The following is a 12,218-nucleotide window of genomic DNA, read 5'->3' as shown; positions in this document are numbered from 1 at the left end:
GGTCAGCCCGCGAGGACGTCACCGAAGTACGCGTCGCCCGCCGGGCCGCCCACGGTCGCGGCGCCGAAGGACGTGGACCCGGTGGCCGTGATGCCGGAAGCGGTGGACTTCAGCAGCCAGACCGCGCCGTCACCGGTGTTCTCGCCGGAAGCGCTCGCCGCCAGCTCCGCGCGGCCGTCGCCGCTCGCGTCGGTGAGCCGCACGGCGTAGCCGAAGGAGTCGTACGCCTCGACGGCGCCGGGGACGCCCGCGGTGTCCTGGGAGAAGGACTTGGCACCGCTGCCGGTCAGGCCGGCTGCCGAGCCGCGCAGGACCGTGACCGTGCCGGCCTGCTTCTTCGAGCCGATGGCCTCGTACGGGGCGCCGACCGCGATGTCGGTGTAGCCGTCGCCGTCGGTGTCGCCGGCCGACAGGCTCCAGCCGAAGCGGTCGTTCTTCTCGGCGGAGCCGGGTACGCCCGCGGTGTCCTGGGTGATGCGGACGGGGGTGCGGGTGCTCAGGCCTCCGGAGGCGCCGTAGGTCACGGTGACCGCGCCGCCGGGGCCGCCGTTCGGCTCGTCCGTGGACTTCTCCATGAAGTTGCCGGTGACGATGTCGCCGAAGCCGTCCTTGTTCACGTCCGCGATGACGGCGTCGTAGCCGCCCGCGACCTTGCCGCCGGGCGTCAGGCCGGTGGCGGAGCCCTTGTACAGCACGCCGCGGGTGCGGTAGCCGTCGCCGATCTCCTCCTGGCCCGTGACCAGCAGGTCCGCCCTGCCGTCACCGGTCACGTCGCCCGAGACGATCTTGTCGGTGTTGATGCCGGTCCGGCTGGAGGTGTCGATGCCGACGAGCTCGGTGGCCTTGCCGGTGCGCGAGACCGGGCCCTCGAAGACGTTCAGCTCGGGGTAGGCGATGTTGGCGGCGGCCAGGTCGGTGTCGCCGTCGCCGTCGAAGTCGCCGGTGGCGACGGACCAGCCCAGCTCGTTGCGGTTCTCCGGGAGCGGGGCGGACAGGTCGGTCGCGGTCTTCAGCCCGCTCGCGCCGCCCCAGACGACGGTGAGCACGCCCGAGTCGCCGGTGGAGCCGATCTGCTCGGCGTGCACGCCCACGACCAGGTCCGTGTAGCCGTCGTCGTCCAGGTCGCCGGTGGTCAGGCGGTCGCCGAAGTAGTCCCCCGACTCCGGGACGCCCGGGACGCCGTCGGTGGCCTGGCTGATGATCTGGCGCTTGGTGGTGTCCAGGCCCTTCGCGGTGCCGTAGACGACGGCGACGTAGCCGGCCCCGGTCTTGCCGCCGATCTTGCCGAGCGGGGCGGCGATCGCGAGGTCGCGGTGGCCGTCGCCGTTGAAGTCGCCGGAGAGGCCGGAGGGCGCGGCGGCGGCCGGCGTCGCGGGCAGGGTCAGGGCGGTGAGCAGGCCGGTGGTGAGGGCGGTGGCCAGGAGGAGGGTGCGCTTGCGCATCGGAGTCCCCGTTTCGGTGTGACGTGGAGCGGTGTGATGTGGAGCGGTGTCGTGTCGGGCGGCGTGATGTGGAGCGGTGTGGTGCGGGGGGTGTGACGTGGAGCGGTGTGGTGACGAGGGTGTGGAGCGGTGTGGTGCGGAGGGCGTGACGTGGAGCGGCGTGGTGCGGAGGGTGTGACGTCGAGCGGCCTGGTGCGGAGGGCGTGACGTGGAGCGGCGTGGTGCGGAGGGTGTCGTGTGGTGCGGAGGTGTGGTGTGGGGAGGTGGTCAGGAGTTGAGGGCCGTGCCGTACGCCGGTGCGCCGGCCGTGGAGATGCCCGTCGTGCCCGGGCCGAAGCTCGTCGAGCCGGTGGCCGTGAGGCCGGTCGCCGTGCCGCGCAGGGACCAGACCGCGCCGTCGCCGTTCTCGCCCGGCGCGGCCACGGACAGGTCGGCGCGGCGGTCGCCGGTGTGGTCGGTGAGCGTGACGCGCTCGCCGAAACGGTCGCCCTTCTCGGAACCGCCGGGCACGCCCGCGGTGTTCTGGCTGTACGACGTCGCGCCCTGGGTGGTCGGTCCGGACGCCGAGCCGTACAGCACGGTGACGGCACCGGCGGCGGAGTTCTCGCCCGCGGCGCCGATCGCCAGGTCGGCGTACCCGTCGCCGTTGACGTCGCCGAGCGAGACGCCGCTGCCGAAGCGGTCGCCCTTCTCGGAGGCGCCGGGCACACCGGCGGTGTCCTGGGTGAGGACCAGCGGGGCGCGGCTGGTGTCCCGGCCGTCCGGTCCGCCGTAGACGACGGTGACCTTGCCGCCGAGGGCGCCCGCCGGGTCGGCGGAGGTCTCGCGGTCGTTGCCGATGGCGATGTCGGCGTAGCCGTCCTTGTCGATGTCCGCCACGGCGGAGACGTGGCCGGCGGGCAGGTTCTGCAGCCAGTCGGTGTAGTTGCTGATCTCCATGTCGGCCATGGTGGTGACGGCGTCGTCGGTGCCCTTCGCGCGGCCGTGCACGATCACCCGGGAGTGGCCGTCGCCGGCGACGGCGCCCGCGGACAGGTGGGTGACACCGGGCGACGAGGACCAGCCCTCGTTGCGGGATCCCGAACCACCGCTGTGCTCACCGGACTTGCCGATCGGTCCGGCGACGAGGGAGATGAGGATCGGGCCCGTGGAGCCGACCGCCACGTCCGGGTCGCCGTCGTTGTCGAAGTCGCCCGCGGCGAGGGTCTGGCCGTAGCGGTCGTAGTCGCTGCTGAAGAAGCTGAACAGCGAACGGGCGCCGGACAGGCCGGACTTCGAGCCCCAGACGATGGTGACGGTGCCGTCGTTGGTGTCGCTGCCGTCCTCGCCGGGCGTGCCGATCAGCAGGTCGGCGTAACCGTCGGTGTTCAGGTCCACGGAGGCGAGGGCCGAGCCGAAGGCGTCGTCGGCCTCGGCGGCACCCGGCATCCCGGCGGTGTCCTGGGTGAGGAGCGTGCGCGTCGAGGTCTTCGGCCCGCTCGTGCTGCCGTAGACGACGGACACGGCGCCCGCCTTCGCCTTCCCGGCGACCGTGGCGCCCGGGGCGCCGATCGCCAGGTCCTTGCGGCCGTCGCCGTTGAAGTCGTACGGGGCGGCGGCCGCGGCGGCGTGGGCGGCGGGTGCGGTGAGGGGCAGCAGGGCGAGCGGGGTGAGGACGGCCGTGAGGAAGGCGGTGGTGGCCGCGGTGCGCAGACGCATGGGGTTCCTTGGCGGGGCTTTGTGGTGACGGGCAGTCACTGAGCGAGGGGGCGTGGTGGCCGGTCGTGTCGCACTCGGGGCGCCGCGAGGAGCGATGGGCTGACGGCGGTCGGGTGTCACTGGGTTCACTGGGTGAGGAGCGATGGGCTGACGGCGGTCGGGTGTCACTGGGTTCACTGGGTGAGGAGCGAAGGGCTGACGGCCGTCGTGGGTCACTGGGCGATGGCCCAGGCGAAGTTGGGGTCGCCGCCCTTGAGGGTGACGTCGCGGGCCGAGAGGAACTTCGCGCCGGAGGTGGCCAGGCCCGAGGCGCTGCCGCGCAGCACGGTGGCCGCGCCGTAGCCGTTCTCGTACCCGGCGCCGCTCACCAGGTCGGCCTTGCCGTTCTTGTCGAGGTCGACGAGGCGCACCGTCATGCCGAACCCGTCCATCGTCTCGTTCGCACCCGGCACGCCGGCCGTGTCCTGCGAGTAGGACTTGGCGCCCTTGCCGCTCAGTCCGGAGGCCGAGCCGAACAGGACGGTCACCGAGCCGGCGTCCCGCACCGAGCCGATGTCCTCGCCCCACGCACCGACCGCGATGTCGGCGAAGCCGTCGCCGTTGACGTCGCCGGAGGAGAGCGCCGAGCCGAAGACGTCGTCGCTCTCGCCGGCGCCGGGCACGCCCGCGGTGTCCTGGTGGATCAGGGTCGGCTTCTGCGCCGGGTCGGGGCCGGTAGGGCCGCCGTACCAGACGGCGATCTGGCCGCCCTTGTGGCCGCCGGGCTTGTCGGCGCGCGGGTCCTGGTAGTCGCCGAGGACGAGATCGCCGTAGCCGTCGCCGTCGACGTCGGCGATCGTGCCCTCTTCGCCGTCGGCCTGGGGCAGGTCGGTGGCGGCGTACTTGGTGCCGGTCCAGCGGTGGTAGCCGATCTCGCCGCCGGCGTCGCCGTCGACGAGGAAGGGGTACACGCGCTCTGCCGCGCCGTCGCCGCTCAGGTCGCCCGCGATCACCGCGTACGTCGATCCGAACTGGCCGAGGCTGGTGTGGCTCGCGGGGCCGTTCGTACGGGTGAAGGGGCCCTTGTAGAGGCGGGTGCGGCTCTGGCCGGTGATCGTCACGTCGGTCGCGCCGTCGCCGTCGAAGTCGCCGGTGGCGATGCCCGAGGAGAAGCCGCCCCACTCCGAGAGGTCGGACGGCTGGGGCAGGCCCTTGCCGCCGGACAGACCGGACTTGGAGCCCCACAGGACGGTGGCGGAGCCGACGCCGTCCCGGTCGCCGATGGCCTCGTACTGGGCGCCGACGACCAGGTCCGAGTAGCCGTCGCGGTCCAGGTCACCGGCGGCCAGAGCGCTGCCGAAACGGTCGCCGGACTCGGACTCGCCCGGGACGCCGGTGGAGTTCTGGGTGACGACGGTCTTCTTCGAGGCCGAGACACCGGACGAGGAGCCGTACAGCACGACGACGGCACCGGCGCCCTGCACCGCACCGACATCGGCACCCATCGCGCCGAAGGCCACGTCCCGGTAGCCGTCGCCATTGAAGTCACCGGCCAGCCCGGAGGGGGCGGCGGCGGCCGTGCCGACGGGGAGGACGGTGCTCAGGAGGCCGGTGGTGAGGGTGGCGGCCAGGAGGAGGGTGCGGGTGCGCAAGGCGGGGCTCCGGGTGGGGAGGGGTGGCGTGGTGTGTGGTGTGGGCGGGGGTGGGGCCTGAGGGCAGGGCCGATCCCCGACGGAAGAGGGGTGAGGTCGCGGGAGGTCAGGCGGGGCGGGCGGGGCCCCGGGAAGGCGCACTCGCCCGGCGCGGGATCGCCGCCGTGCCGACGGTCGCGGGCATGAGTGACCCGCCCGTCGGCGCGGCTGCCGGGTCGGTGGCGGCCGTCGCGAGGGCGGGGCGGAGTGGGCGCGGACGCCTCTGCGGGCGTCGTCGCCGGTGCTGGTCCTGATCCATGCGGGAGTCTCCTGCGGCACGCGGGATGCCTGGCGGGCATCCACCGTCGATGAAGTGCCGGACCGTCCGTGTTCGCCGGGAGTTGTGCGGGCGTTCACGGGTGGTCGGCGATCAGGAGACCTGTGTGGGGACGTAAGGGTTGTACGTGAGTTCGGTTAATTCTCGTGGTTCGGATTCCCGAGGTGCAGGGGCCGTGTCACCCGGCCCACGCTGGCCGGTACCGCACATCGACCGCCGCCTTGCGGGCCTCCCCGGAGCAGTTCCATCGGTACGGGCGCGATCTGCAGATAGACCTCTCACGAGCCCGGAGTTCATCGTCCGGGCTCGTGAGAGGGCAGTGGTCACACGTTCAGCGGCTGCTTCGATCCGCCGCGATGCCGCCCCTTCGGCAGGGACGTCTTCGCCGTCAGCCCGCGCGACTGCCACGCGTTGTCGCGGAGCTTGAACAGGGCCCAGTAGCGCGTGGGGCACAGCAGCACGATGTTCATGAACACCGCCGTCGGGGTGCCGACGAGCCAGGAGCGCCACCGCTGACCCGCGGTCATGTCCGGTCGCATGAGCACGTACAGCCCCGACTGGCCGTAGCGGACCACCAGATAGACGGCGAGATACACCAAGGCCACACCGGGGTTGTGGTACCGGCCGCCCAGGGTCATGAGCGTCATGACCACGGTCCAGGCCAGCATCACCGGGGTGATGACGAGCTGGAGCAGCCCGAAGGTCGGCGATATGAGCTGCTTCGGCGACAGCCGCGCGAACACGAACGGCAGCATCCACCACCACGACCGGGCCCAGCGCAGACGCTGACGGTAGGTCTTCTTCAGCGTCGTCGGCATGTCGGTGACCACGCCGGCCTCGTTGACGGCCACGACCTCACCGCGCATGAGCGCCCGCAGCGCCAGCCAGCGGTCGTCGCCCGTCCCGCACTCCACCTCGTAGGCGTCCAGGTGGTCGTAGAGCAGCTCGGCCCGGTAGAGAGCCAAGGCGCCCGAGGTCGTCTCCAGGGCTCCGAGCATGGAGCGCGAGGAGCGCATCATCACGCACGAGGTGCCGATGTCGATGTCCGCGGCCCGGGAGACCCAGGTCTCCTCGAAGTTGCGGACGTAGATCATGCCGGTGGTGGCCTGGATCTTCGGGTTGCTCATGGCCCGCAGTTGCTGTTCGAGCGCGTCCGGGAACGGCTCGCCGTCCGAGTCGATGGTGAGCACGTAGTCGAAGTGCTTGCCCTGCTCCTGAAGGTGCCGGAGCACGGTGACCTGGGCTCCGCGCTTGCCCTTGTTCTCCTGCCGGTGCCAGAAGACCCGGGGGTGCTCGAAGGGTTCCACCGGGTGCTGCCGCGAGCCGTCGTCGATCACATGGATCTCGTCGACCGGATGCGTCTGGGCCAGCAGCGACCGCACCGTGCGGTGCAGATTCACCGTCGGCTCCTCGAAGGCCGGGATGATCGCCACCGTCCGGCCCGGAGCCACCGGGAGGTGAGTGAAGGACCGGCCCTTCAGGAACGAGACCAGGCAGAGCACGATGACCAGCATGCCCAGCCACCAGTAGAACGTCAGGATCGGGCTCTTCGACTGGATGTGCACCACTACGGTGGCAGCGGCGAGAGCCGCCACCACCACGGCGGTCACCGCCGTGAATCTCCCCCGTGACGCGCGGGCCACCGAGGGGCCCGCGCCGCGGGTCTGCGACGTGCTCAAGCGGTCACTCGCTTGCCGCGGGTCGCCGTGCGGAACACCACCACGCCGCCGATCACGAAGAGCATGGCTCCCAGCACGATCCACCCCAGCCCCGTCCCGCCCGTGGCCGCCAGGGCGGCTCCACCGGTGGCGGTACCGATCGCCGCGCCCACACCGTTCTGTCCGTACATGTCTTTCTCTCTTTCCTCTGGGGTCTTGGTTTTTCGGGCGGCTCTGGTCAGAGCCGTTCGACGTGGGGTGCGGCGCTCAAGACGCCACGGGTGTCGAGGACGTAGGCGGCCTCTTCGGCGAGTCGAACGAGGTCGAACTCGCCGTGCGGGGTGAGCAGGACGACGGCGTCGAAGTCGGCGAGACACGTGCCACCGTCCGCCGCGGTGAAGGGAATCTCCCGGCAACCCCCGGCCGTCACCGGCAGATAGGGGTCTACGACGGTGACGTCCGCGCCCATCGCACGCAGCCGATCGATGACTTCGACGGCCGGTGACTGGCGGGCGTCCGAGGTGCCCGACTTGTACGCGGCCCCCAGCGCGAGGATCCGCGCCCCGCTCACGCTCCGTCGGAAGCGGCGGCTCAGGGAGTCCTGGAGGCGGCGTACGACGTAGTCGGGCTGGGACTCGTTGATGTCCTGGGCCAGCTCGATGAGCCGGAAGGTCTGCCCGTGCCGTGCCTTGACGTGGTGGCTGAGGTACACCGGGTCGATGGGCAGGCAGTGTCCGCCGACGCCGGGGCCGGGCAGGAACTTGGTGAAGCCGAAGGGCTTGGTCGCCGCCAGCTCCAGGGTGTGCCACACATCGACGCCCAGGGTGTGGGCCATCCGGGAAAGCTCGTTGACCAGGGCGATGTTGACATGCCGGTAGGTGTTCTCGAACACCTTGGCCAGCTCGGCCTCCTCCAGCCCGGAGGCCGGCACGGTGACGTCGGTGACCGAGTCGTAGAAGGCCTTCACGTGCCGCAGACAGTCGTCCGTCAGCCCGGCGACGATCTTCGGCGTGTTCTCCAGTCGCCAGTCGGCATTGCCCGGGTCGATGCGCTCGGGGCTGAACCCGACGTGGAAGTCGCGCCCGGCGACGAGGCCGGAGCCCTCCTCCAGCAGCGGGACGAGCACGTCACGGGTGGTGCCGGGGTGCGTGGTCGACTCGAGTACGACGGTGGCGCCCGGCTCGATCCATGCGGCCAGGACGCGGCCGGCGTCCCGGACACAGCTCAGGTCCGGTGCGCGGTCGGTCAGCGGAGTCGGCACGGTGATGACCGCGACGTCGAAGCCCTTGAGGTCCTGTGGGTCCGACGTGGCGGTGTAGCCGCCCGAACCCAGCACGGCCTGAAGGCGGCTGGACTCGATGTCCTCGATGTACGACGATCCGGCGGCCAGCCTCTCGCAACGCGACCGGTCGGGTTCGTAGCCGGTCACGCTGTGACCGGCCTCGGCGGCCCTCACGGCCAGGGGCAGGCCGACATAGCCCTGCCCCAGCACGCATATGTGCATGGTTGTTTCCTCACCCCTGAAGTACGGCCGTCTGTTCCTGAAGCAGGCGGCCGTGGCGTGGTACTGCGTGAGAAGCGGTGTGGGAACGGCACCAGCACCGCATCACCGGCTTGTCCGGGCCCCCTTGCCCGCACGTGCGCGAAGCGCAACCAGCGATCTTCACAAACTCCCCTCATTTGTGGACCTTCATGGTTCAACAAAAATTCGCTAGGCGGAACCCTCTTTACTGATTCGATACCTGTGAAGTGGGATGGGGGTGCTGGGCGTTGAGGTGTGATGCCCGGTCAGGTCGCTCTTGAGGAGTCCTGTTGTTGCTGGCGCAAGGGGGTTCGGGGGTCGCCGACGCTGTTGGATTCCGAGGGGGGATCTTCACATTTCCGGGGCGGTGTGTTTGCCTGGGGCGGCGTCTGCATGGATGCACTCGCGAATCCCGTGCGGCCCCCAGTGCGCCCCCCGCGCGCTCTCAGGAGCGTCGCCGGTTACCCAGGGTTCGCCCAGGTTGCGCGCTATCCGGTCGAGGCCCGGCCCCTGCCCCGGCGTCGACGGCCTAAGCGGAAGGCGGGACGTGAGGAAAGCGCCGGTAGTGCTGGTAGCCCAGCCACACGGCGGCCGCGGCCCAGGCGATCACCACGGGTACGTCGGCCTTGTCGCCCAGGCACTGGCTTCTGTCCCGGCACGTCTTGCTCAGCTCGAGGAGCCCCTGGTCGACAGCCCAGTTGACGGCGGGCTGGATCATCCACGAGACGCCGCTCGCCACTTGGAGTCCGGCGACCGCGCCGAACGCCAAGGCGCCGGTCTTCGCGTCGAACGGCGTCTGCGCGGGCAGCGGCCGGTAGTAGGCGAGCAGGATGAGCGCGCAGACCGCGCCCACGACACCGTTCAGCAGGTCGTACTCACCGGCGTCCATGACCAGCACGAAGACGGTGGTGAACGTGGTCGCGGTGAGCGCGCCCTGATCGACGCCCCGCGTTGTCGTCGTCACGAAGGGAGACGGTAGGCGTTCGGTGACGCGCCTGCCCCGTCAATGGAGAAACTTCCGGCTAGCCGGTGACGGCGGCTGTCAGGCTGTAGGCGACGTACAGGCCGTACACGGCGAGAAGCACGCCCAGGCCTCGTGTCCACGCGGGAAGCGGGTGACGCCGGTGCGTGTGCCACATCTGCCGTAGACGGGCGACGGTGAGAACGCCGCCGAGTACGCCGAGGGCGACGAACACCCATGACAGCACGGGCCGTTCATCCGCCGTAGCCTGCCGCGCACCCGCGTTGGCGAGGATGAGAAGGAGGTAGGGGGCGATGTAGTGGGCGGGGCCGAACTTCCGTACGCGCTCAAGGCTGTTGGAGTCGGTCATGGAACCAACCTAGCTCTGAAGCAACGCCGTTGACGTCCTGGTGGCACTGTGGCATCCACCCAGAGACCGAGCAGTCGCTCCTGCTGCGGGCGGACGCCTTCAGAGGTGTGTTCTTGGGAAGCTGTCGATCATGACAGCGCCTGTGCCGCCGCCCGGCCCCACCGGTTTCCCGTACCACCGTATGGACCGCCGCACAGGCCGTCACCGCCGGTGGCGGCCCTTGGTCGGCACGCTGCTGTTCTGCTTCGCCTATCTCGTGGTCGTCCTCCTGCTCATAGCCGGCACCTACGTCTTCGGGGCGATGGCCGATGCCCCCGAACTCCCCGATGGCGGGCCCGACTTCGGGCTGGTCGGCAACACGGCGTTGGAGCTGACGTCCATCGCGATCGCCCTGCCGCTGGTGTTGCTGGCCGTGTTGTGGCCGGGGCGTCGGCCGGCCGGCACGGTGTCGTCGGTCGCCGGACGGGTGCGGTGGCGCTGGCTGGGGTGGTGTCTGCTGGCGGCGGTGCTCCCCGTGGCCTTGCTGACGGGGACCGCCTTCTTCCTGCCCGAGGGCGAGACCGGCTCGGCGGAGTCCGCGGTGTGGGTGGGCTGGGGGTCGTTCCTCACGTCCCTGGCGGTGCTGGCTGTCTTCGTCCCGCTGCAGGCCGCGGCCGAGGAGTACGTCTTCCGGGGCTGGCTGACGCAGGCGGTCGGTTCCCTCGTCCGCTCTCCGTGGATCGTCGTACTCCCGCAGGCCGTGCTGTTCGCCGCCGCCCACGGCTGGGGCACCAGGTGGGGCTTCATCGGCCTGATGGTCTTCGGTGTGGTGGCGGGCTGGCTGACCATCCGTACCGGTGGCCTGGAGGCGGCGATCGCGCTGCACGTCCTGAACAACCTGGTGGCCTTCGGCACGCTCGCCGCGATCGTCGACGGGCTGGCGTCCGACGAGACCGCGGCCGACTCGCCCTGGTCCCTCGCCCTCGCAGACGTCGTGACGACCCTGATGTACGCGGCGCTCGTACTGTGGCTCGCCCGCCGCCACCAACCGCAGCGCCTCGCCCCGCCGATGCCGGTGCCGGTGCCCGTGCCGCCGTTCGGCCCGCCTCCGCCGTACGCCCCTTACTCCCCGTACCCGCCGTACGTCATGCCGTACGGGGCCGTGCCCGGCCACCCCTACGGCGGCCAGGGCGGCGTCGCCCCGGCCCCGCCGGGAACCGGTACCGCACCGCAGGGAGACGTACCGCCCGCTCCGGGGCCGTAGCGCAGGCGCGAGGCAACCCGATCCCGCCCCGTCGCCGAGGCGGGACAACGGTCCTACGGCGCGGGGTCGTACGTCACGCTGGTGTCGGGGCAGGACTGCGCGAGCCGGGTGAGTGCCTCGAACTCGACGGCGTCGGCGCTGAGGCCCCAGCGGAGCTTGGTCCCGACCCACTCCGAGAGGTACCGGCACAGGACGCCGTCGGCCGGCGGCAGCCACTCGGCCGGATCCTTGTCGGCCTTGCTGCGGTTGGAGGCCGCGGTGACCGCGATGAGGGAGGTCAGGGCGTCGAGGTCGTTGGCGTACGCCTCACGCCGCTGGGCGGTCCACTGCGATGCCCCGGAGTCCCACGCCTCCGCCAGCGGCACCATGTGGTCGACGTCGAGGGAGCCGGCCTCGGTCACCCACCTCGCGTCGTAGTACGACCACCACCGCCCGCCCGAGAGCCTGCACCCCGCGAGGACCGCGGGCGGATCGACCGCCTCGGAGATGAGCACCTCCGCACGCGTGTTGCAGCCGTCGGTGGGGTTCTGGCCGGCGTTCCAGTGCCGGAAGCTCGTGCGCTGGTAGCCCTCCCGCACCTCATCCGCGAGGGGGAGGACACCGACCGCGTTCGCCATCGGCAGCGTGCGCGGCTCGGCGGCCCGGCCGTGCGCTTGAGCTTGCGCCGGACCGGAGGCCAGCAGGGGAAGGACAACGAGTGCGACCGCGAGCGCGGCCCGCCTGAGGTTTTTGATCACGCATCGCAGAATCGATTGCGTGTACCTCGTTCGAGGGGCTCGACTCGAACGGATGAGCCAAATGGACGCCTGAGTTCACCGGGCAGGTGTTCTATTGGTCACCTGATGGGGGAGCGGTGGCGACCGTCAGTGCTACGAGCCGGCTGTTCTTATGAGCGGGGAGCCTGACTCGCTCGACCGTCGGCCTCCGTGTCCGTGGCCGGCAACGCCCCGTCGAGGCTGGCCTCCGCCCAGGAGCGAAGCGCTGCGAGCGGCTGGGCGGCCGAACGTCCGAGCGGCGACAGCGAGTACTCGACACGGGGAGGGACTTCCGCGAACACCTCGCGCTCCACGAGCCCCGCGGTCTCGAGGCGGCGCAGGGTCGCCGTGAGGACCTTCGGGGTCACCCCGCCGAGACGCTGCTTGAGTTCGCCGAACCGCACGGGCCCGGACTCGAGCACTCCGATGGCGAGCGCGGACCATTTGTTGGCGACGACGTCCAGGAGCATCCGGCAGGGGCAGTCCGCCTGGTAGACATCGTGGCTCTCGTGGGGTCCCGGGTTCGACTCGCGGAGCTCCGGGTTCGAAGCGGACACGGCCCCAGCCTCCGATCGCAATCGCCAATGGTATCCAACGGATACTTTACGCCCTTGCAGGTAAC

General features: G+C 71.0%; 11 protein-coding genes. 1 reads left to right on the top strand and 10 read right to left on the bottom strand.

The genetic code is table 11. The features are described from left to right. Positions 1-2 precede the first annotated feature (2 nt). The 8 genes from NNW99_RS17365 to NNW99_RS17330 all read right to left on the bottom strand — a co-directional run bounded on the left by NNW99_RS17365 (position 3) and on the right by NNW99_RS17330 (position 9,598). Complete coding sequence (locus tag NNW99_RS17365; RefSeq protein WP_215120057.1) at positions 3-1,442, bottom strand: FG-GAP-like repeat-containing protein; 1,440 nt, start codon at positions 1,440-1,442, stop codon at positions 3-5. A gap of 267 nt (positions 1,443-1,709) precedes the next feature. Beyond that, positions 1,710-3,140 carry an FG-GAP-like repeat-containing protein gene (locus NNW99_RS17360; RefSeq protein ID WP_215120056.1) on the bottom strand — a complete coding sequence of 477 codons (1,431 nt, stop codon included), beginning with the start codon at positions 3,138-3,140 and terminating at the stop codon, positions 1,710-1,712. A gap of 212 nt (positions 3,141-3,352) precedes the next feature. Beyond that, positions 3,353-4,771, bottom strand: a complete 1,419-nt coding sequence (locus NNW99_RS17355; protein ID WP_215120055.1) for an FG-GAP-like repeat-containing protein — start codon at positions 4,769-4,771, stop codon at positions 3,353-3,355. A 639-nt stretch (positions 4,772-5,410) separates the two neighbouring features. Next, a complete protein-coding gene (locus NNW99_RS17350) occupies positions 5,411-6,697 on the bottom strand; it encodes a glycosyltransferase (protein ID WP_251057839.1) in 1,287 nt (428 codons plus the stop codon). 65 nt (positions 6,698-6,762) lie between these two features. Next, entirely contained in the window at positions 6,763-6,936 is a 174-nt protein-coding gene (locus NNW99_RS17345; protein ID WP_215120054.1) for a hypothetical protein, read from the bottom strand. A 47-nt stretch (positions 6,937-6,983) separates the two neighbouring features. Next, the gene (locus NNW99_RS17340; RefSeq protein ID WP_215120053.1) at positions 6,984-8,249 is read right to left on the bottom strand and encodes a nucleotide sugar dehydrogenase; all 1,266 of its coding nucleotides are present in this window, start codon (positions 8,247-8,249) and stop codon (positions 6,984-6,986) included. A 547-nt stretch (positions 8,250-8,796) separates the two neighbouring features. Continuing rightward, positions 8,797-9,231, bottom strand: a complete 435-nt coding sequence (locus NNW99_RS17335) for a hypothetical protein (protein WP_215120052.1) — start codon at positions 9,229-9,231, stop codon at positions 8,797-8,799. A 58-nt stretch (positions 9,232-9,289) separates the two neighbouring features. Further along, complete coding sequence (locus NNW99_RS17330) at positions 9,290-9,598, bottom strand: hypothetical protein (protein WP_215120051.1); 309 nt, start codon at positions 9,596-9,598, stop codon at positions 9,290-9,292. A gap of 130 nt (positions 9,599-9,728) precedes the next feature. Between NNW99_RS17330 and NNW99_RS17325 the strand changes: the two genes are divergently transcribed. Beyond that, complete coding sequence (locus NNW99_RS17325; protein ID WP_251057838.1) at positions 9,729-10,841, top strand: CPBP family intramembrane glutamic endopeptidase; 1,113 nt, start codon at positions 9,729-9,731, stop codon at positions 10,839-10,841. 53 nt (positions 10,842-10,894) lie between these two features. Here the strand turns inward: NNW99_RS17325 and NNW99_RS17320 are convergent, their stop codons facing one another. Continuing rightward, a complete protein-coding gene (locus NNW99_RS17320) occupies positions 10,895-11,578 on the bottom strand; it encodes an HNH endonuclease family protein (RefSeq protein WP_215120050.1) in 684 nt (227 codons plus the stop codon). A gap of 149 nt (positions 11,579-11,727) precedes the next feature. Next, a complete protein-coding gene (locus NNW99_RS17315; RefSeq protein WP_251057837.1) occupies positions 11,728-12,153 on the bottom strand; it encodes a helix-turn-helix domain-containing protein in 426 nt (141 codons plus the stop codon). Positions 12,154-12,218: the final 65 nt, after the last annotated feature.

This window comes from Streptomyces sp. CRCS-T-1 (assembly GCF_024442335.1).
GTDB lineage: Bacteria > Actinomycetota > Actinomycetes > Streptomycetales > Streptomycetaceae > Streptomyces > Streptomyces koelreuteriae.
Note: the sequence above shows the minus strand (reverse complement) of the source record. Positions and strands in the feature narration are given on the sequence as shown.

Excerpts from the sequence above, each read along its gene's own strand:
- NNW99_RS17325 (WP_251057838.1), top strand. The coding sequence starts at position 9,729 with ATGACAGCGCCTGTGCCGCCGCCCGGCCCCACCGGTTTCCCGTACCAC.
- NNW99_RS17360 (WP_215120056.1), bottom strand. The coding sequence starts at position 3,140 with ATGCGTCTGCGCACCGCGGCCACCACCGCCTTCCTCACGGCCGTCCTC.
- NNW99_RS17340 (WP_215120053.1), bottom strand. The coding sequence starts at position 8,249 with ATGCACATATGCGTGCTGGGGCAGGGCTATGTCGGCCTGCCCCTGGCC.
- NNW99_RS17330 (WP_215120051.1), bottom strand. The coding sequence starts at position 9,598 with ATGACCGACTCCAACAGCCTTGAGCGCGTACGGAAGTTCGGCCCCGCC.
- NNW99_RS17365 (WP_215120057.1), bottom strand. The coding sequence starts at position 1,442 with ATGCGCAAGCGCACCCTCCTCCTGGCCACCGCCCTCACCACCGGCCTG.
- NNW99_RS17345 (WP_215120054.1), bottom strand. The coding sequence starts at position 6,936 with ATGTACGGACAGAACGGTGTGGGCGCGGCGATCGGTACCGCCACCGGT.